This is a genomic window from Dinoroseobacter sp. S124A, from assembly GCF_049801015.1.
GTDB lineage: Bacteria > Pseudomonadota > Alphaproteobacteria > Rhodobacterales > Rhodobacteraceae > Dinoroseobacter.
Genome location: NZ_JBNAGD010000005.1, coordinates 299284 through 317799 on the forward strand (window position 1 = coordinate 299284; position 18516 = coordinate 317799).

General features: G+C 65.7%; 19 protein-coding genes. 6 read left to right on the top strand and 13 right to left on the bottom strand.

Annotated features, from left to right (window positions below; all coding sequences use genetic code 11):
• Nucleotides 1-28: 28 nt before the first annotated feature.
• A complete protein-coding gene (locus ACP15I_RS14510; protein WP_424975640.1) occupies nt 29-1075 on the bottom strand; it encodes an AraC family transcriptional regulator ligand-binding domain-containing protein in 1047 nt (348 codons plus the stop codon).
• A gap of 648 nt (nt 1076-1723) precedes the next feature.
• Between ACP15I_RS14510 and ACP15I_RS14515 the strand changes: the two genes are divergently transcribed.
• Nucleotides 1724-2413 carry a GNAT family N-acetyltransferase gene (locus ACP15I_RS14515; RefSeq protein ID WP_424975641.1) on the top strand — a complete coding sequence of 230 codons (690 nt, stop codon included), beginning with the start codon at nt 1724-1726 and terminating at the stop codon, nt 2411-2413.
• Nucleotides 2414-2423: 10 nt separating this feature from the next.
• On the opposite strand, the gene ACP15I_RS14520 is transcribed toward ACP15I_RS14515, so the two are convergent.
• Together ACP15I_RS14520 and ACP15I_RS14525 are read right to left on the bottom strand one after the other, a co-directional pair.
• Nucleotides 2424-3200 (bottom strand): hypothetical protein, encoded by a 777-nt coding sequence (locus tag ACP15I_RS14520; RefSeq protein ID WP_424975642.1) that lies wholly within the window; start codon nt 3198-3200, stop codon nt 2424-2426.
• Nucleotides 3201-3326: 126 nt separating this feature from the next.
• Nucleotides 3327-4136, bottom strand: a complete 810-nt coding sequence (locus ACP15I_RS14525) for an alpha/beta fold hydrolase (protein WP_424975643.1) — start codon at nt 4134-4136, stop codon at nt 3327-3329.
• A gap of 335 nt (nt 4137-4471) precedes the next feature.
• On the opposite strand from ACP15I_RS14525, the gene ACP15I_RS14530 reads away from it, so the two are divergent.
• Together ACP15I_RS14530 and ACP15I_RS14535 are read left to right on the top strand one after the other, a co-directional pair.
• Nucleotides 4472-4615, top strand: a complete 144-nt coding sequence (locus ACP15I_RS14530) for a hypothetical protein (protein ID WP_424975644.1) — start codon at nt 4472-4474, stop codon at nt 4613-4615.
• 12 nt (nt 4616-4627) lie between these two features.
• Nucleotides 4628-5383: a methyltransferase family protein gene (locus ACP15I_RS14535; protein ID WP_424975645.1), complete on the top strand. Its 756-nt coding sequence runs from the start codon at nt 4628-4630 to the stop codon at nt 5381-5383.
• Nucleotides 5384-5441: 58 nt separating this feature from the next.
• Here the strand turns inward: ACP15I_RS14535 and ACP15I_RS14540 are convergent, their stop codons facing one another.
• Nucleotides 5442-6443, bottom strand: coding sequence for a hypothetical protein (locus ACP15I_RS14540; protein WP_424975646.1), 1002 nt, complete (start codon nt 6441-6443; stop codon nt 5442-5444).
• 104 nt (nt 6444-6547) lie between these two features.
• Here ACP15I_RS14540 and ACP15I_RS14545 point away from each other — a divergent pair, with 104 nt between their 5' ends.
• Nucleotides 6548-7426: a LysR family transcriptional regulator gene (locus ACP15I_RS14545; RefSeq protein WP_424975647.1), complete on the top strand. Its 879-nt coding sequence runs from the start codon at nt 6548-6550 to the stop codon at nt 7424-7426.
• On the opposite strand, the gene ACP15I_RS14550 is transcribed toward ACP15I_RS14545, so the two are convergent.
• The gene (locus ACP15I_RS14550; protein ID WP_424975648.1) at nt 7423-8307 is read right to left on the bottom strand and encodes a DMT family transporter; all 885 of its coding nucleotides are present in this window, start codon (nt 8305-8307) and stop codon (nt 7423-7425) included. The genes ACP15I_RS14545 and ACP15I_RS14550 overlap by 4 nt on opposite strands.
• Nucleotides 8308-8382: 75 nt before the next feature.
• A complete protein-coding gene (locus ACP15I_RS14555; protein WP_424975649.1) occupies nt 8383-9282 on the bottom strand; it encodes a LysR family transcriptional regulator in 900 nt (299 codons plus the stop codon).
• 92 nt (nt 9283-9374) lie between these two features.
• Here ACP15I_RS14555 and ACP15I_RS14560 point away from each other — a divergent pair, with 92 nt between their 5' ends.
• The gene (locus ACP15I_RS14560) at nt 9375-9572 is read left to right on the top strand and encodes a hypothetical protein (RefSeq protein ID WP_424975650.1); all 198 of its coding nucleotides are present in this window, start codon (nt 9375-9377) and stop codon (nt 9570-9572) included.
• Nucleotides 9573-9668: 96 nt separating this feature from the next.
• Nucleotides 9669-11033, top strand: coding sequence for an FAD-dependent oxidoreductase (locus ACP15I_RS14565; RefSeq protein WP_424975651.1), 1365 nt, complete (start codon nt 9669-9671; stop codon nt 11031-11033).
• Here the strand turns inward: ACP15I_RS14565 and ACP15I_RS14570 are convergent, their stop codons facing one another.
• From ACP15I_RS14570 to ACP15I_RS14600, 7 genes are all read right to left on the bottom strand, one after another.
• Nucleotides 11034-12335, bottom strand: coding sequence for an NAD(P)/FAD-dependent oxidoreductase (locus ACP15I_RS14570; protein WP_424975652.1), 1302 nt, complete (start codon nt 12333-12335; stop codon nt 11034-11036).
• A gap of 5 nt (nt 12336-12340) precedes the next feature.
• Nucleotides 12341-13192, bottom strand: a complete 852-nt coding sequence (locus ACP15I_RS14575) for an ABC transporter permease (RefSeq protein WP_424975653.1) — start codon at nt 13190-13192, stop codon at nt 12341-12343.
• Between the two features lie 16 nt (nt 13193-13208).
• A complete protein-coding gene (locus ACP15I_RS14580; protein ID WP_424965260.1) occupies nt 13209-14075 on the bottom strand; it encodes an ABC transporter permease in 867 nt (288 codons plus the stop codon).
• A 7-nt stretch (nt 14076-14082) separates the two neighbouring features.
• Complete coding sequence (locus tag ACP15I_RS14585; protein ID WP_424975654.1) at nt 14083-15186, bottom strand: ABC transporter ATP-binding protein; 1104 nt, start codon at nt 15184-15186, stop codon at nt 14083-14085.
• A gap of 85 nt (nt 15187-15271) precedes the next feature.
• A complete protein-coding gene (locus ACP15I_RS14590; protein ID WP_424975655.1) occupies nt 15272-16345 on the bottom strand; it encodes an extracellular solute-binding protein in 1074 nt (357 codons plus the stop codon).
• 296 nt (nt 16346-16641) lie between these two features.
• Complete coding sequence (locus ACP15I_RS14595; protein WP_424975656.1) at nt 16642-17712, bottom strand: PLP-dependent cysteine synthase family protein; 1071 nt, start codon at nt 17710-17712, stop codon at nt 16642-16644.
• 143 nt (nt 17713-17855) lie between these two features.
• On the bottom strand, nt 17856-18515 hold the full coding sequence (locus ACP15I_RS14600; RefSeq protein ID WP_424975657.1) for a class II aldolase/adducin family protein: 660 nt from the start codon (nt 18513-18515) through the stop codon (nt 17856-17858).
• Nucleotide 18516: the final 1 nt, after the last annotated feature.

Consider the following 18516-nt stretch of genomic DNA (forward strand, 5'->3'; position numbering starts at 1 on the left):
GACTTGCTCGGACCCGCCGCCTGGCTGGCTAGGCGGATTTCTGCCGTGGCGCGCGGGCCGAGATCGGCGGGCGCCCGGTCCAGCGCCGATAGGCGTTGGAGAAGCTGCTGGGGTCGGAAAAGCCCAGAAGGTAACTGATCTCGGTCAGCGAGACACTGGGGTCTTCCAGCAGGGCCGCTGCCATGGCCTCCCGCGTCTCGTCGATCACCAGTCGAAAGGTCGTCCCCTCCTCGGCGAGCTTGCGCGACAGGGTCCTCTCCGACAGGCCCAGCGCCTCGGCGGCGTCCTGCAAACGGGGCAACCCCGCATGGAAGCGGCGCATCAGGTATTGAAAGACCCGCTCCCGGGTACTGGTCGGATCCGGACGCCGCTGCGACAGGATCAGCCGGCCATACTCCGTCAGATGGAGCAGCAGATGCGCATCGCTCGACCGGATCGGAAGATCGAGCGCCGAGGATTTCAGGACGATCGCCGTATAGCCCGTGGCATCCTCCACCGGACAGCCCAGCGCCCCCGAGATTGCCCGAGCACGATGCCCGATCGGGGCGGCCACATGGACACGCTGGGGCTGCACCGGCGCTTGGGTGGCCGCGGACCAGCTGTTGAGGATGCTGCCCAGAACGAACTCGCGGTAATGGACCGCGCGCTGCACCCTCGGGGCCGGATGCCCCATGCGGAACTCGGTGGTGGCCCCTTCGCTGCGGATCTCGACCCGGCTGCGCGGGCGCGTCAGCCGCACGAATTCGGCGATATGGTCGAGCCCGGCGCGCAAGGTGGGGGACGCAAACAGGATATAGGACAGGATGGAGCCGGTATTGGCCCGAGCCGCCAGCCCGAGCTTCAGAGCAAAGAGCGGATCATCGCTTTGCCGGGCCAGCGCCTCGACCACGGCGATTTCCTGCATCAGGGGGACCATCTCGCCGGGGGTGTCCAGAACCTGTGTCTCGAGCCCCGCTGTTTCCAGCGCATCCGCGAGCGCGCCGGGACCCAGATGAGGCACCTCTTTCAGGCTGCTGAGCCAGTAATTGGGAACAGATTCCTGACCGTCATCTGCAACTGGGGCTGCACGCTTCATCGGTCTCTTTTCCGTCTGCGCTCACTCCGGGGGCGGCGGCGGCAATCCCCGCATTTGAGCAAGTTTAAAGATGGCAGTTTCCGCGGACAAGACAATAGGGCGAGAGAGCAGGTCTTGTTGCAGGGATCCCCTGCGGTGTTCCGCGCCCCGGAACCCTGAATACCGGCACCTTTGACATCCCAATAGGTGCCGGAACAACGTTCGGGCAGATGCCAGCCCGCAAGGCCGCCGCGCGCATCCGAGGGCTGAGCGTACCCCACCGGGACCCGCCACACCCGCCTGTGCCCGTGCCGCCACGGCGCTGACCAGAGGATACAGGCCGCGTAGCGCTCTCATAGATGCCCGGTCGTCTGCATCGACAGGCTCCTAACGCAGAGCGTGTGACATCCGCGGCGGGAATTCGGGAAGAGGTATGATGGCACCCAGCCCTGCGCTCGGCTTGGTCCGGGCCAAAACGGGCTCTTTGCAGCGGCCAGCCCGCAAAGGCGGCATTGCCCGGGCCGCGCAGCCTTTTCCGCTCGGAGGATTGGCAATTGGAGAACCCTCATGAAATCCCTATCCTGTCCTCAAGCACGCATGTCTGCGCATCGCTAGACCGGGCCTATCTCGCGGCCCTTTTGTCGCCGCCTTGCCTGTTTGGAGACTGCAATGCTTGATGACCCCACTCTGCCCCAATTGCTGGATGCGCCCGTGCGCGCGTCCTTTGCCGAAAGCTGGCAACCCCATGCCCTGACCCGGAACGGCGCGGCAATGCTGCAGCCCGAGATCGGCCCCTTTGCCGCTGCGGCCAGCGATGCGCCCGAGGATCAGGCGGATCTGGCCGCGCTCATCGCCCGGCGCGCGGCCCCGGTCCTCGTGACGCAGGTCGCCGAGATCCCGATCCCTCCGGGTCGTGAGATGCTGAGCCTGGTCAAGGGGGTGCAGATGGTTGCCACCGACGACGCCAGCGCCGCAGAGATCGACAGTCTGACCCTTGGTCCTGCGGATGTGCCCGAGATGCTGGCGCTGGCACAGCTGACCCAACCGGGGCCGTTCGAGCTGCGCACCTATCGCATGGGCGCCTTTATCGGTCTGCGCGAGAACGGTGCCCTGATCGCCATGGCCGGGCAACGCATGGGCTTTGCCGGGCTGCGCGAGATCAGCGGGGTCTGCGTGCATCCCGAGCACCGGGGCCAGGGCCTCGCCACGGCCCTTATCCGCGCCATGATCGGCCAGATCCGCGCCGATGGGGACCGGCCTTTCCTCCATACCTACGCGGATAATGCGGTGGCCATTCAGCTCTATGAACGTCTGGGCTTCGCGCAGCGCGCTGAGGTGAACGTGGCGAAGATCGCCTGAACGCGCCGCGTCACATCATCATGCAATCACCCGCCGGGGGCAGCGCCTCTGCCCCCTCGGGCAGGGTGGGCGTGTAATCGAAACTCGCGATCCGCGTCCCCACGTCGAAGGCTACGAAAAGCTGGTTTGACCCGGGGCGGATCGCGATCCCCTCCGGATCAATCCCGTAGGGCAGAAGCGACGCGGTCGAGAGCAACTGCCCCTCGCTGTCGAATTCATACAAGCTGTTGGTGCCCTCGCGGTCATCCACAATCAACAGGTGCCCGGTCCGCGGATCCCGCGCAATGCCCTGCGCTTCGCTCAGGGGCGGGTTCAGGGTCATGGTGTCGATCCGGCGCAGCACCTCGCCCTCGGGCGTCATCCAGGTGAGGAATTCCGGATCATCCTCGACCATCACCAGATTGCCCGCCCCGTCCACGGCCAGCCCCTCGGTATCGGCCCAGCCGAGGCTGCTGCGGAAGGGCGCGCCGAGGGGCTCGCCATTCTTGGTTAGGCGCTGGAACATCCCCGCGCCATCGGCCACGAGCAGGGCATCGCCCTCGATGGTGATCGCCTTGATCGTGAAGAGATCCGAGGAGAACCGCCGCAGTTCCAGCCCGTCCAGGGTCACGAGGATTACCTCGGGCCCTTCATTCGCGATCCAGAGCCCGCAAAAGGTCGGGTCATAGTCGAGGCTGGAGGGATGGTTGATCTCGAACGTGCCCGTATGCCTGAGATCGAGCGCCGTGGCCGCCTTGGGCAGCGTTCCGGGCAGGATGAGGGTCAGTATTGCGAATACGCGCAGCATGGCAGGGCCTCCTGACAGGGGTCCTGCTAAGGATGGGGCAGTTGCGCGCAACATCAACCGTGCCCGGCCCGGGAGAGGTGTCGACCCACCCCGCCCGGAGGCCGGTCCGTGACCGGGCAGGCCCTTTCAGGCAGCGGATCGCAACGCGCGCAGTGCCGCGCAGCGCGCCGGGACCCCGGACAGGACTGCGGCGATCGCCGGGTTCACCTGATCTGCATGGGTCAGGGGCGCCATATGGCCAAGCCCCGGCATCACGCTGCAGCGCGCCTGGGGATACTGCGCCAGAATCCGGTCGCTGACATCCACCGTGACCCGGGGCGAACGGCTGCCGCGCAGCACGGTCACCGGACCGCGATAACCCGGGCGAGGCACGTTCCAGACACCCGCGCAGATCTCTTCGAAATCCCGGGTGAGCGAACCGCTCAAGGCGATGAGCCCCGCCTGCCGCTGGGGCGAGAGGCGATCCCACATCCCCGGCGCACACCAGAAATCGAGAAACCGGGCCATCATCACCGGCGCAGGCTGCCCGCGCAGCCCGGTCCAGAGCGCACGCAGATCCGGTGCCATACAGGCCGGCCCCCGCGCATCCGTCACAGGCATGACCGGATCGTAGAGCGTGACGCTGCGCACCTGCCCGGGGTTGCGGTTGGCCAGCATCAGCGCCACGGCGCCCCCGAAGGAATGCGCCACCACGTCCACGGGGCCCGGGACCTGCGAGAGCGCGGCCTCCAGATAGGAGAGCCGGTCGAGGTCGGGCGGGGTCCCGCCGTAGCCGGGCAGATCCGGCGCGATCACCGCAGATGCGGACCCGAGACAGGCCGCGAGGCTCTGCCACTGACGCCCGGTACTGGCGGAGCCGTGGATCGCGAAGATCGGAGCAGTGGATTGCAAAGGGGGCGCGCCCGCATGGCGAGCGGTGGAAGATGGGGCTTTCATGGTCATGACTTCCTGACTGGGACGCGGCATGCGCGTGGGTTGCGAGGGGCCGGGGCTCTGCCCGGCGCTGTCATCTCGTAATCCCGAGCAGCACCGCGACGCTTGAGGACTGGATGGGGATTGCATGGGGTCTGCGCGCCAGCGCCGCTCCGCCACATGCCACGCCGCACCCCGCCACCGGGCAGATGCCAGTCCGGTCCAGGGGCAATCCTCACGCAATCCCCATGCAGGCCTCAAGCGGGCGCACCGGCCCGGTGCCATAAAGCCCCCACCAAACGGTCCCGACTGCACGGCGCGGCAGATATCGGCGCCGTCTTTTCAGAATTGGAGACCCCATGATCCCGATCCTTCGGGCCCTCGGCCTGAGACGTCTCGCGGCCAAGCCGCGCAAACCGCCCGACCGGCGGCCCAATCGCCGCCGCAGACCCTTTGCCCACCCGACCCTCGATACGGCGCTGTCCCGCGCCCTCAAACTCTAAGGACCTAAACCGATGAAACGTCTCTTTGTGTTCGCCTATGGCAGTCTTGCCTACATGCTCTTTCTCGGGGTGTTCAGCTATATGGCTGGCTTCCTGCTGGGGCTGTTCGTGCCCAAGGCGATCAATGACCCCGCGACCCTGCCGGTCGCGCATCCTGCCCTCGCGGTGGCGCTGAACCTCGCGGCAATCGCGCTCTTTGGTGTGTTGCACAGCCTTCTGGCCCGGGATTGGGTCAAAGCCTGGCTGATCCGGTTCCTGCCCGCCGCGGCGGAGCGGAGCACCTATGTGGTCCAATCCAGCCTGTGCCTTGCCCTCGCCATGTGGCTCTGGCAGCCGATGACCGGCACGATCTGGCAGGTCGAGGGGCCCGCCGCTCTTGCTGTCTATGCGCTTTTCGCACTCGGCGCGGGGATCGTGTTCTGGTCGACCTTCCTGATCGACCATTTCGAGCTCTTTGGCCTGCGCCAGATTTGGACCCATCTGCGCGGCGAGCCCATGCCCGTGCCGGAGTTCCGGACCCCGGCCCTCTATCGCATCGTGCGGCACCCGATGCAGCTGGGCGTGGTGATCCTGCTCTTTGCGACCCCGCATCTGACCTCTGGGCACCTGCTCTTTGCCGGATCGATGACGCTCTACGTCTTCGTTGGGCTCTATTTCGAGGAACGCGCCCTCGTCCGGACCTATGGCGCGCGCTACCAGGCCTATCAGGCTTCGGTGCCCATGCTGATCCCCGGCTTGCGTCCACGGGCAGGATCCAGCCTCGGCTGAGCCCGATCCCCCGACGGAACAGCGCGCCGGGCTTCAGGGCCCGGCGTCGTGCTGCGTCTCAGTCGAGGATCTTGATCGACCAGATCAGGGCGGTCCGGTAGCCCGAGTGTTCAAGCAATGCGATTTTGGAGCGCCACGCCGCCGGGCAGACCACAAAGACCGCCCCATCGCCCCGGGCCTGCCGCGCCGCTTCGGCGGTGCGCAGAAGCGCTGCCGCCTCATCCGACCCCGCCCCGAGGCAGAGCGGATCCTCCAGGGCCGCATGGTAGAAGTCATCGATGATGCCCATGCCCGCGATCCGGTGCCCGGCAGAGACATGCATCGCGGTGATCGGCTGCGAGATCGCATAGCCCTGCACGGCCCCTTCCCCGGCCACAAACATGTCCCGATCCGCAAGGCCGAGGCTTCGCGTCATCCATCCCCCGAAGCGGGCATCAGCCGCCTCATGGGTCTGCCAGACCCGGGGATGGAGATCCGCGATGATCCGGCGGTGCGTGGCGCTGAGCCCGACGATGGCGGGCACATCCCCCTCTGCCGCGGACCGGACCGGGGGCCGCACCGCCATCTCGGCCAGACCCACCTTCGCGAGATAGAGGGTCAGCGGATGGTACCCCTGCGCGCCGTGGCAGGACAGCCAATCTCCCTCCGCGACGCTCGCGGTCAACAGGATCCGCGCCCCGGCCGCCGCGAGATCCGCTTCGGCAGCCGCCAACAGGGTCGCGCGCGCCGCCTCAGGCGCGTTCGGGCGCAACGCGGCATCCTGCAGGATCAGCCCCGGCGACCCGAGCGCCCCCGCATAAATCGGCGGCACCGGCAGGAGGAAGGAGTGGACCGCGCCCAACAGCTCGCCCCCATCCTCGGCCAGCAGCCAGCGCTGGCGCAGCGGCGTGTCCTCGCCCGCAACCTGACGCTCCAGCGTGGCGCGGATCTCGGTCTCCGGGTCCGCAACAAGGGGCCAAAGGGCGGGGTCGCGCGCCGCCAACCCTCGGGCAGCGTGGCAGAGCAGGTCCGCAAGCGGGTTGAGATCTGCGCGTCCGGCTGGTCGGGTGGTGAGTGTCATCGCGTCGCCCTCCGCTGTGTCGCCCCGTGATCGCAAGCGACCAGGCATTTGACAAAGCAGTTCTTCTGAACGAGGCAATAGAAAACCTAAGACCTAGAGGCCCCGTGACCAAGTCGATCAACCTCAACGCCCTGCAGATCTTCGCCATGGCCGCGGAGCTCGGCAATTTCCAGCGGGCGGCAGACGCGCTGAACCTGTCCCACGGAGCGGTGTCCCAGCGGATCAAGGGGTTGGAGGAGGCGCTTGGCACGCGGCTCTTTGACCGGGCTGCGCGGGGCGTGCGGCTGACCGCAGCGGGGGCCGCATATCATGACGAGATCGCCGCGCCCCTGGCCCGGATCGAGGCCGCGACCCGCGCCATGCGCGAGGCGGACCGCCCGATCACCTTTCGGGTCGGGCCCTCCTTTGCGACCCGCTGGCTCATGCCGCGTCTGGCCCGGTTCCGCGCGGCCCATCCCGATCTCTCGATCACCACGGATGTGCAGGAAACCGCGCTGGCGCATCCGCTGGGCCCCAACGAGCTTGCGATCCTGCCCGGGGAACTTGTGCCAAAGACCCGGGATCTGGAGCTGCGCCCCTTGGTGGAGCTGTCCTTTCTGGCGGTCTGTCACCCGGATCTGCCCCGTCCGTCCGGGCCCCTCTCGCTCGCGCAGATCCTCGCGCTGCCGCTTCTGCAGGATGCCAAGCGCCGGTGGGAGCATCTGATCACCGCAGAGGGGTTTCCGGGCCCTGCAACCTTGCTGAACTTCGACCGCTCGGCTCTGGCGCTGGATGCGGCGCGCAACGGGCATGGGGTCGCCATGGCGCCCCGGCACCTCATCGAGGACGCCCTTGCGGCGGGGGATCTGGTCACGCTCTGGCAAGCGCCGGCCCCCACGGGCGAGGCTCTGTACCTTTGCTGGACGTCCGAGCATGGCCGCGCCCGCGGGCTGCGCCGCACCCTCAGCTGGGTGCTGGCCGAGTTCGGGCAACCCCCGCTTTAGACCTGCGCCCGGGCCTCTCGCCGCAAGGCATAGTAGTTCGCGCCAAAGATCATGAGCGCCCCCAGACCCAACCACGGATCGAGCGCCTCGCCATAGACCCAGAACCCGATCAGCGCGATCAGGGGCACGCGGGCAAAATCGATGGGCACAACCGTCGACGCCTCGAGCAGCCGCAAGGCCCGCGCCATGGTGTAATGCGCGCTCAGCCCGGTCAGCCCCGCCAGCAGGATCCAGGGCAGGTCCGGCAGGGACGGGCTCTGCCAGTCCATCAGGGCCAGTCCGAACCCCATGGGCAGCTGCATCACGATCATCCAGGTGACAATGACCAGCGGCGGGCAGCTCTCTGTCAGGCGCTTGACCAGCACGATCGACAGGCCATAGCCCATGGCCGCCGCGAGCACGACAAAAGCCGCCGGATCGATGATCTCGACCCCAGGGCGGAGGATCACCAGCACACCCGCGAAACTGCCCAGCACCGCGACCAGCCGCGCGCGATGTATCCGCTCGCCCAGCAACAGAAAGGCAAAGATCGCGACCCAGACCGGCATGGTGAATTCCAGCGCGAACACCTCGGCCAGAGGCAGCAGCACGACCCCAAGCGTCCAGCAATACTGGGCCGCAAAATGGATGAGATTCCGGATCAGATGTAGACCGATCCGCTCTGCCCGGCGGCAGGCCGGGAGGACTTTGCGCGCCAACAGGGCCAGGATCGCCAGCCCAACGAGCGACCGGAAGAACAGGATCTGGACCACCGAGAGACTGTCGGCAAGCTCCCGCGAGGCGATGGCCATGCCGATGAAGGACGCGAGGCACCCCGCCATCCAGAGCACGCCCTGCACCAGCGGGCTGAGACGAACCACGGAACGGGCACTGGGGGGCATGGGGGACATGGGGCAGACCTCGGGGATGATTGCCCCCGCTTTGCCAGACCGCCCAATATATTGAAAATTCAGCTTCTAGATACTTGGAATTGATTTTTCAAATGCCTCGCGCAGGCGCAGGGCCACCGGCGAGAGCTTCCGCGCCCCGTTCCAGGCAATGCCGACATCCATGGTTGGGATCGTCTCGACCAGATCAATCGTCTCGACCCGGCGCCCCTCCAGCGTCCAGGGGCGGTAGACCACGTCGCTCAGGATCGTCACCGCCTGACCGGAGGCGACAAGGCTGCGCACCGCCTCGATCGAGGCGGAGGTGAGCTTGATCTCCGGGTGCCCTGTCGCGTCGGTCCAATGGGCCAGCCCCTGCTTCTCGGCATCATCCGAGCGCAGGATCGCGTAAGGGTAGCGCGCGACATCCGCCAGCGTCACCCGTTTCAACCGCGTCAGAGGGTGATCGACGCTGACCCAGAGCCGCCGCTGGGACCGCCGAAAGGTCCGGCTTCTCAGCCCCAGATCCGGCGACAGGTTCGAGGTCAGGACCAGTGCCAGATCCACGCGATCCGCCAGCAGATCTTGCTCGAGCTGCGCGCGCAGATCCTCGGTCAAGGTCACGCAGACATGCGGATGCTCGCGCGAGAATTGCTCGATCACAGGCATGGCGAAGTAGCTCGACAGGGTCCAGCTCATGCCGAGCCTCACCGTGCCCGTCAGGGTTTCATCGCGGGCCGAGACGCTTTTCATCGCCGCCTCGAAAGACGCGGCGATGGTCTGGGCGTGGTGGCGGAACTGCTGTCCCGCCCGGGTCAGGCGCACGCCCGAGGGCAGACGTTCAAAGAGAGGCGTGCCAAGCAGCCCCTCCATATCTTTGATCGAAAGGGTCACCGCCGATTGCGACACGTTGAGCGCCCGCGCCGCCGCAGACACCTGCCCGGCTTCGGACACGGCCAGGAAGTAGCGGATCTGGCGATGGGTCAGCATATGAGTTTTTCCAATTCAGGACATAAGCAGCCTGTATTTTCAATGGGCTCCTCCGTCTGTCAAGCTCACCCCGGCCCCCGTGGGAGGATGTGATGACCGAAGGATCAGAGCCCAAGGACGACATGCCGGGCCATGCCCGGGACGAAGCCCGGGTCTTCGCCGCGCTGGAGGAGGATGCCCGCATGCGGGCCGCCGCGGATGCGCGGGACAGGCTGGTGCTTGCCTCTGCGCGGCCATCGCGCCTGACTCTGTGGCTGCGGGCCTGGTTGCGCGGCTCGCGCGGCCCCTGACATCCGGCGCAAGGTATTGGTAGCGCGCCCGAAACTCTGGCGATAACGTGAGGCCATGCGCCACCGCGCCATCCGCCCGAATGAGGAGCCGACTGGATGAAATCGATCACCGAACCCGCCCGACATGTGGATGTCATCTTTGAAACCGATGTCATCGTGGTCGGATCGGGGCCGGCCGGGCTCGCCGCCGCCCTAGCAGCGGCACGCTGCGGTGTGGATGTCGCTCTGGTCGAGCGGTTCGGCTGTTTCGGCGGCAATATCACCGCCGTCGGGGTCGAGGGATTTGCTTGGTACCGCCATGAGGCCACGATCGAGGCAGGCGGCATCGGCCGCGAGTTCGAAGACCGGGCCAAGGCCATGGGCGCCGCCGTGCCAGAGAGCCAATCCCTGAGCTATGAGCTCGACAGCGAGGGTTTCAAGCTGGTCGCCGACCGGCTGGTGGAAGAGGCCGGGATCCACCCGATGCTCCACCGCCAATTCGTCGCCCCGGTGATGGATGGCGACCGGGTGACCGGGATTATCACCGAGAGCAAAGCAGGACGCGAGGCGATCCTCGGCAAGGTCGTGATCGACGCCACGGGCGACGCCGATGTCGCCCACCGCGCGGGCGCACCAACCTACAAGACCCCGCGCGAAGACATGATGGCCGCCTCGGTGATGTTCCATCTGGCCGGCGTCGACAAATCCGCCTTCATGGCCGGGATCCGCGACGATCCCCAGACCTACAAGGACTGGGATGGCGGCGGTGAATGGGCGATCGAGACCTCGGGCAAGGAGGACGACATGTTCTCGCCCTTCATCAAGAAACCCTTCGACCGCGCCATCGAAGAGGGGCTGATCCCCGCCCATCTCAACACGATCGCGGGCACCTGGGGGGCGATGCATGACACGGGCGAGCTGACCTATATGAACCTCGTGCACATGGATGAGGTGGACGGAACCGACCCCGACAGCCTGACGAAAGGCGAGATCGAGGGGCGACGGCAAGCGATGCTCGCGATCGATGCCCTGCGCCGCTACATGCCGGGCTGCGCCGGGGCGCGTCTGCGGAATTTCGGGATGACCGTGGGGATCCGCGACACCCGCAAGATCGATGCCGCCTATAACATGACCGAAACGGACGTGCGCGAGCAGGGCCGGTTCGAGGACAGCATCGGGATCTATCCCGAGTTCATCGACGGCTATGGCATTCTGATCCTGCCCACGACGGGGCGGTACATGCAGCTGCCCTACCGCTCCCTCCTGCCGAAGAAGATCCAGGGGCTGCTGGTCGCCGGACGCTCCACCGGTGGAGATCGGATTGCCCACGCGGCCACGCGGAACATGTCCTGCTGCGCCGTGGTGGGACAGGCCGCGGGGGTCGCGGCGGCGCAGGTCGTCCGTTCCAACCGGGATTTCTCGGATGTGGATCTGACAGCCGTGCGCGGAGAGCTCGACCGGCAGGGGATGCGGGTTCACTAGCTACCAGCCGAAGCGGTCCCGGATCCGGTAGACCAGCACGGAGGGCGCAAGAAACCACGGGTTGCCCGCGTAGAAAGGCTGCGTCGGTACGGGCACCCGCCCGGTCCAGGGCAATTCTGTCTCGGCCCCCGCGAGCCGCCGCCCGATCCGGTGGCCGAGATAGCCCGCCATCCCCACCCCGGAGCCGCAATAGCCCATGGCGTAATGCAGCCCGTCCTCCGCGCCCGTATGGGCCAGCGTGTCAAAACTGAAGGCGACGGTCCCGCTCCAGGAATGGCTGATGCGGGAGCCTGCGAGTTCGGGGAAAAGCTTCACCAGCTCGCGCAGAAGGATCGGCCCCGTGCGGTCCGGGTCCGCCTCGCTGAGCGAGACACGGCCCCCGAACAGGATCCGCGTACGATCCGGCGAGGGGCGGTAGTAATAGACCAGCTTGCGCGTATCCGACAGGATCCGGTCCGTGGGAAAGAGCCGGTCCATCAAGCCCGGGTCGAGGGCCTCGGTCGCGATCACATAGGACCCGATGGGGATCACCCGCCTCTGATGCCAGGGCGAGAGGGGCCCGCCATAGCCATTCGTGGCCAGGACCACCTGCCCTGCCCGCAGCGCGCCCCGCGCCGTGCGCAGGCGAAACCCGGGGCGCAGACGCTCGAGCTCGGTCACCTGGCAATGCGGGATGATCTGCACCCCGGCCGCGCGGCACAGGCGCATCAGCCCCGCATGGTATTTGCCCGGATCGAGGCTGGCATGGCGCGGAAAGACCACGCCGCCATGATAGGCCTCGGTCCCCAGTTCCGCCGCCATCTCGGCCCGCGGCACCAGATAGGCGCCGGTCTCGAAGGCCGGGTTGGGGGCCGTGATCTCGCGGGCCAGCTGATCATAGCTCTTGGCCAGATGCGCGCCGTGGAACCGCCCGACCTCGCGAAAGGATGCGTCGATCCCCTCGGCAGCAATGAAATCGCGGGTGAAATCCAGCGAGGCTTGCCCGTCGCGGAGGATCCCCTCGGCGGTCTCGGCCCCGTATCGTTTGGCCAACGTCCCGTAGCCGGGCTTCACACTGGTCGAAACCTGACCGCCATTGCGCGTGCTGCACCCCCAGCCCGGAGCCTCGGCCTCCAGCACGACCGTGGACAGCCCGGCCCGCGCGGCCTGCAACGCCGCGTGCAGGCCCGTATAGCCCGAACCGATGACAGCCACATCCGCCTCCGCCGCCAGATCCGGCGCGGGCGTGGTGCTAAGTGGACTGGCCTCCCACCAATAGGGCGCGGACTTATACCCTTCGGCAAAGACCGACGCCGCAGCCATGGGCTTCAGTTTTTCTCGGGCCGCTGGACCGCAACCGAGATCAGCGCCAGAAGACCGGACCCCACCATCAGGAAGAACGACACCGCGTTCAGAACCGGGGTCGAGCCGACCTTGGCCATGCGGTCATACATGGTGATGGTCAGCGGGCTCTCGGAGCCGACGAGGAAGAGCGTGGTGTTGAAGTTCTCGAACGACACGAGAAAGGCCACGATCCCCGAGGCGATCATCGCGGGCCGCAGGAAGGGCAACGTGATCGTCCAGAGCACCCGCGCCCGACTGGCGCCGAGGTTGAACGCGGCCTCCTCGAGCGAGACATCGAACTTGCGCAGGCGCGCCACGATCACGAGTGACGAGATCGTCGTGATGAAGGAGAACTGCCCCAGCACCACGAGGAACAGCCCCGGCCGCAGGAATTCCAGTTCGATCCCCAGCACATCATCCGCCGAATTGGCCATGTTGCTCGCCATCACGAGGATCGAGATCCCGAGGATCACGCCGGGAATGACCAGCGGAACAATCATCAGGATGTAGAAGAAGTTCTTGTAGGGAAATTCCCGCCGCACGAAGAGGAACGCATTGGTCGTGCCCACCGCCACCGAGAGCGTGGCCACCATCAGCGCGATCACGAAAGAATAATAGAGCCCCCGCAACAGCCTGCGATCATGGAACATGCCCAGTTTCGGCTCGGTGTCGTTGAAGAACCAGTCCAGGGTGAAGCCCTGCCACGGCAGCGCCGGAAAGAGCGAGTCGTTGAACGCGAAGGTTCCCGCCGCGACCAGTGGGGCCGCAAGGAAGATGAAGAACGCCACCACATAAAGCCGGTAGCCAAAGAGAAGTGCGCGGTTGCTGTTTGCCATTGCCATATCCGCCCCCTCAGGTCTTTGCGACCGTGTTGGCCAGGGATTGCCCGCTCAACCGCAGGCCCAGCCAGACCACAAGCGATGTGAAGGCCAGCAGCAGGAAGCCAAAAGCCGCGCCGGATTCCCAGTTGAACCGGGTGATGAACTGGTCATAGATCTGCTCGGTGAACCAGCTGGAATTCTTGCCCCCTAGAAGGATCGGCGTCAGGTAACTGCCCGCCGTCAGCATGAAGACCACGATGCAGCCCGCCACGATGCCGGGCATGGCATAGGGGATGATGATCCGCCGGAGCACGGTCAACGTGCTACCCCCGAGGTTGTAGCCCGCCTCGATCATGTCATCGCCCATCCCATCGAGGGTCGAGACCAGCGGCACGATCATGAAGAGGATCACCGTATAGACGAGCCCCACGACCACCGTGACGTCGTTATAGAGAAACTCGATCCCTTCGCTGGTCATACCGCTCCAGATCAGGATGCTCGACACCACGCCCGTCTCGCGCAAGAGCAGGATCCAGCCAAAGGCCCGGATCAGGTCGCTGACCCAAAGCGGGATCAGACACATCAAAAACAGCGCCCCGCGCGACCGCCGCCCGGCGATCTTGGCGATGTAATAGGCGATCGGAAAGCCGATAACCAAGGCCAGCGCCGTGACCAGCAACGACATGGACCCGGTCCGCAGCAGCGTGTTCCAGTAGATCGGCTCGTTGATGAAATCGATGTAGTTGCCGAACCCGAACTCATAGACCCGGGGCGCCACCTTTTCGCGTAGCGAGAGGGCGATCATGCCCAGATGGGGCAGGATGATCAGCAACACGATCCAGAGCGCGAAAGGCGCGAAAAGCAGGATCAGCGAGAGGCGTTTGGCATCCGAACTCATGGCCCGCTCACACCGCAAAGCACATGGATTGCGCCTGCGCCCAGTTGAGCGCCACCGCATCGCCCGCGCGCAGGTCATTGCCCCCGCCGGTCACGACCACATCGGCCTCGATCAACTGCCCGGCAGGACTGCGGACCAGCACGCGGCTGTTCGCGCCGTTGAAGAGGACACTGTCCACGGTTCCGGAATAGGTGTTCTCAGCGCCCGCAGCCCCCTGATCTGCCGGGGTGGCAGCGATGAACTCGGGCCGCACGAAGACCTCGACCGCATCGCCCTCGGCCACCGCCCGGTCGCCATAGCTCGTGGCGACGACGCTCAGCCCGGCCTCGGTCTCGACCTTGATGCCCTCGGCGCTCACCTGCGTCGCGCGGCCTTTCCAACGGTTGGAATCGCCCACGAACCCGGCCACGAAGGCGGTGCGCGGCGCATGGTAGAGCTCTTCGGGGCGGCCGACCTGCTCGAACCGGCCGGCATTCATGACCGCCACATAGTCGGACATGACGAGGGCTTCGGACTGGTCATGGGTGATATAAACGAAGGTGGTGTCGAACTGGTGCTGAAGCAGCTTCAGCTCGATCTTCATCGCCTCACGCAGCTTCAGATCCAGCGCGCCCAGCGGTTCATCCAGCAACAGCACATCCGGGTTCAGCGCCATGCAGCGCGCGATGGCGATCCGCTGCTTTTGGCCACCCGACAGCTGATGGATCTCACGCCGGGCCAGATCCGGCAGGGCCACACGGTCGAGCACATCCGAGACCTTCTGCGCGATCTCCTCCTTCGAGGCCCCGGCGCAGCGCAGCCCGTAGGCGATGTTTTCATAGACATCCATCATCGGGAAGAGTGCCAGATGCTGGAAGACCATCTTCACGTTGCGCTTGTTCGGCGGCACCGAGAGGACGGATTTCCCCTTGATCGCGATGTCGCCGCGCGACGGGGTTTCGAACCCGGCAATCATCCGCATCAGCGTGGTCTTGCCACAGCCGGAGGGGCCAAGGATGGAAAAGAAGGTTCCGCTCGGGATCTGGAAAGAGACGTTATCCACGGCGCGAAAATCGCCGAAATCCTTGTGGAGACCCGTACATTCGAGGTCAAGGGTGTCCGCAGCTGTCATGTGGTCCCGAACTTGAAATCAAGAAATGTCAAAAGGAGAGAGGGGCGCCGCGCTGTCGCGACGCCCCAGTTGCGAATTCGCAAGATCAGCCGCCCGTGGCCGCCTTGATCTTCTCAAGCGCCTTGCCTTCCATGTCCTCCACGCCCGGGGGGATGTTGGCAAAGAACTTCAGGTTGGCGATGTCTTCCTCGGTGAAGGCCGCGTTCACAGCTTTCTTCTTGTCCTCGGGCAGCAGATCCGCACCGCCGGGCACAGCCGCAATCGCGCCGGTGCTGCCGGACATGATCGAGATGTTCTCGGGCTGCATGACGAAGTTGATCCACTTGTAGGCCGCGTCATCCGCCTTGCCCTTGGCCGGGATCACGAAGGTGTCGATCCAGGTCAGCGCGCCGGTCTCTGGCGGGATGAAAACGATGTTTTCGTTCTGGTTGAACAGCTTATATGCGGTCGAGTCCCAGGTCTCGGAGGCCACGATCTCGCCCGACAGCATCATCGCCGAGAGGTCGTCGCCGCCCTGCCAATAGGCTTTGATGTTCGCCTTGCATTCGATCAGCTTGTCCGCCACCCGGTCCAGCAGGTCCTGATAGGCGTCCAGATCGGAATACATCGCGAAGGGGTCCTCGCCCATGGCGAAGGCGGTCCCCAGCAGGATCGTGCGGCGCAGACGCATGGAGGTCTTGCCCGCATAGGCCGGGTTGCACAGATCGTCCCAGCCGGAGACATCCGGCGCGACGGACATATCCGCCATCAGACCGGAGGTGCCCCATTGATGCGGCACGGCGTAGACCTCGCCATCAATGGTGGTGTTGCCCTTCACCGCGTCCAGATGGACCGAGGACATCACGCTGGTATCGATCTTCGAGAGGTCGAGCGGCTTATAGATCTCGTATTCGAGCTGCGCGGCATAGATCCGGTCATGGCTCGGCTGTGCCAGATCGAAGCCCGCGCCGCCGGTGGCGCGCAGCTTGGCGATCATCTCTTCGTTGTTCGAGAAGGTCACCTCGACGGTGATGTCCGGATACTGCGCTTCGAATTTGTCAACAAGCGCTTCGGGGGCATAGGAGCCCCAGGTCAGCAGTCGCAGCGTCTCGGCGGAGACCGCCGTGGACGTCAATGCGGTAGAGGCCGCGAGGCCCATTACGAGTAGGTATGATTTCATGAATTGCGCTCCCTGAATAATTGACGGTGTCTTTTTGCAGACATCCGATACGCAACGGTAGGTCAGATCTGGATGGTTGTCGTCACCCGAGCCACACTCCCTGAGCGGGAGCCTAGCCGCCGCCCGGGCTTTCAACAAGCGCCCAATTTCCAAAGCTTAGCGTCTCGGTATGACAGGCGGTTGACATCCCCCCGACCGATCGCGGCTTTGGGCCGGGCCCATGCGCGCCACCAGCGGGGGTGCGGTTGCGGAGGCTGGCCAGGCCGCACGCGGCGGCTGGCCCGCCCGCGCGCCCCCTAGTCCAGCTGATATCCCGGGGTCGAGCGCGAGATCGCAAGTTCCTCGTCACTCATATCCTCGGCGATCTCTTCGAAGAGCGGGGTCGAGAGATAGCGCTCGCCGGTGTCGGGCAACATGCAGAGCAGGACCGAGCCCTCGGGCGCGGTCTTGGCGACCTGCTGCGCAATCGCGAAGGTGGAGCCGCCGGAGATCCCGGTCAGGATCCCCTCCTTCTGGGCGAGCTTGCGGGCCCAGGCGATGCCATCCGCCCCGGCAACCGGCAAAAGCGCGTCGTAATAATCGGCGTCCAGCGCCTCCTGCAGCACTTTGGGGATGAAATCGGGGGTCCAGCCCTGGATCGGGTGCGGCTCGAACGCATGGTGGCTGACCGCCGGTTGGCCCGCCGCGTTGCGCTCCTGGGCGGTGCCGCTGGCGACCAGTTGCGCATTGACCGGCTCGGTGAGGATGATCTTGGTCTCGGGGCGCGCCTTGCGCAGGACCCGGCCCAGCCCGGTCACCGTCCCGCCGGTCCCGTAGCCGGTGATGATGTAATCCAGCGGCGCGCCCTCGAAATCGCTGAGGATCTCTTGCGCCGTGGTGTTCTCGTGGATCGTGGCATTCGCCGCGGTTTCAAACTGGCTCGCAAGGAACCAGCCATTCGCCTCCGCCAGCTCCACCGCCTTGCGATACATGCCGAGCCCCTTCTCGGCCCGCGGTGTCAGCACGACCTGCGCCCCCAAAAGCCGCATCAGCCGCCGCCGCTCGACCGAGAAACTGTCGGCCATGGTGATGACCAGCGGATACCCCTTCTGGGCGCAGACCATCGCGAGGCCGATCCCGGTATTGCCCGAGGTCGCCTCGACCACCGTTTGCCCCGGCTTGAGGGTGCCATTGGCCTCGGCGGTCTCGATGATGCTCAGCGCAAGCCGGTCCTTGACCGAGGCGGCCGGGTTGAAGAACTCGGCCTTCACGTAAAGCGTGACGCCTTCGGGCGCGAGGTTGTTGATCCGAATGGTTGGCGTGTTGCCGACGGTTTCGAGGATCGAGTCGTAGCGTGTGCCCCGACCTGTGGTTGTGCGCGCGGTCATGGTGGGCCCTCCTGTCTGGACTGCCCATGGCGCATCACCGTCGCGCGCCAGGGCAGAGTACCGCCCACATCCGGGCGCACCTTCTTCCGGGGCCAGCTTAGGTCAAGAACTGACCAGATCGCAAACGAACCGGCGCCGGGGCTCTAACGCGCGGCCTCGGCATCCTTGGCAGTGCCATAGCTCGGCAGGTCCGCCGCGCTCTTGCCATGGGCCGCCATGAGCGTGTCGCGAACAAAGGCGATATGGGCGGTCTCTTCGATGATCTCGGCGAGGTACTGGGCCGCTGTCAGGGTCTTGCCCACACCGATGGTCCCGTGATTGGCCAGCACAGCCGCCCGCACCGACGCATTGCGAAAGACCGGGCTGATCTCGACCTCGGTCTGGGGCCCGCCATTTTCCGACAGGGGGATCAGCGGCATGCGCCCGATCTTCTCGATGGTCTGGACGGTCAGGCAGGGGATCTCGATCCCGGCGCTGGCATAGCCGGTCGCCCAGGGACTATGGCAATGGACGATGGCGTTGATATCGGGCCGGATCCGGTAGAGGTCGAGATGGAAATCCAGATCCTTGGACGGCTTGAAGGATGACGGCTCGATCGTGCCGTCCAGATGCACCACCTGCAGGTTGTCCCGCGAGCATTCGGCAAACCCGACCCCCGAGGGCTTGATCACGATGGCCTCGGCGGAGGACAGGCGCACCGAGAGGTTCCCGCCCGCATTGGTCTGCAGACCCAGATCAAAACAGCGCTGCGCCGACCAGATCAGCGCGTCTTTCTTGGCCTCGACATCGGAGGGGTCAATCATG

What these genes read in the sequence shown, in the direction of transcription:
- ACP15I_RS14575 (WP_424975653.1), bottom strand. Translation starts at nt 13,192, where the DNA reads ATGGCAAACAGCAACCGCGCACTTCTCTTTGGCTACCGGCTTTATGTG.
- ACP15I_RS14590 (WP_424975655.1), bottom strand. Translation starts at nt 16,345, where the DNA reads ATGAAATCATACCTACTCGTAATGGGCCTCGCGGCCTCTACCGCATTG.
- ACP15I_RS14530 (WP_424975644.1), top strand. Translation starts at nt 4,472, where the DNA reads ATGATCCCGATCCTTCGGGCCCTCGGCCTGAGACGTCTCGCGGCCAAG.
- ACP15I_RS14595 (WP_424975656.1), bottom strand. Translation starts at nt 17,712, where the DNA reads ATGACCGCGCGCACAACCACAGGTCGGGGCACACGCTACGACTCGATC.
- ACP15I_RS14525 (WP_424975643.1), bottom strand. Translation starts at nt 4,136, where the DNA reads ATGAAAGCCCCATCTTCCACCGCTCGCCATGCGGGCGCGCCCCCTTTG.
- ACP15I_RS14560 (WP_424975650.1), top strand. Translation starts at nt 9,375, where the DNA reads ATGACCGAAGGATCAGAGCCCAAGGACGACATGCCGGGCCATGCCCGG.
- ACP15I_RS14515 (WP_424975641.1), top strand. Translation starts at nt 1,724, where the DNA reads ATGCTTGATGACCCCACTCTGCCCCAATTGCTGGATGCGCCCGTGCGC.
- ACP15I_RS14580 (WP_424965260.1), bottom strand. Translation starts at nt 14,075, where the DNA reads ATGAGTTCGGATGCCAAACGCCTCTCGCTGATCCTGCTTTTCGCGCCT.
- ACP15I_RS14535 (WP_424975645.1), top strand. Translation starts at nt 4,628, where the DNA reads ATGAAACGTCTCTTTGTGTTCGCCTATGGCAGTCTTGCCTACATGCTC.
- ACP15I_RS14550 (WP_424975648.1), bottom strand. Translation starts at nt 8,307, where the DNA reads ATGCCCCCCAGTGCCCGTTCCGTGGTTCGTCTCAGCCCGCTGGTGCAG.
- ACP15I_RS14600 (WP_424975657.1), bottom strand. Translation starts at nt 18,515, where the DNA reads ATGATTGACCCCTCCGATGTCGAGGCCAAGAAAGACGCGCTGATCTGG.
- ACP15I_RS14585 (WP_424975654.1), bottom strand. Translation starts at nt 15,186, where the DNA reads ATGACAGCTGCGGACACCCTTGACCTCGAATGTACGGGTCTCCACAAG.
- ACP15I_RS14540 (WP_424975646.1), bottom strand. Translation starts at nt 6,443, where the DNA reads ATGACACTCACCACCCGACCAGCCGGACGCGCAGATCTCAACCCGCTT.
- ACP15I_RS14510 (WP_424975640.1), bottom strand. Translation starts at nt 1,075, where the DNA reads ATGAAGCGTGCAGCCCCAGTTGCAGATGACGGTCAGGAATCTGTTCCC.
- ACP15I_RS14570 (WP_424975652.1), bottom strand. Translation starts at nt 12,335, where the DNA reads ATGGCTGCGGCGTCGGTCTTTGCCGAAGGGTATAAGTCCGCGCCCTAT.
- ACP15I_RS14565 (WP_424975651.1), top strand. Translation starts at nt 9,669, where the DNA reads ATGAAATCGATCACCGAACCCGCCCGACATGTGGATGTCATCTTTGAA.
- ACP15I_RS14520 (WP_424975642.1), bottom strand. Translation starts at nt 3,200, where the DNA reads ATGCTGCGCGTATTCGCAATACTGACCCTCATCCTGCCCGGAACGCTG.
- ACP15I_RS14555 (WP_424975649.1), bottom strand. Translation starts at nt 9,282, where the DNA reads ATGCTGACCCATCGCCAGATCCGCTACTTCCTGGCCGTGTCCGAAGCC.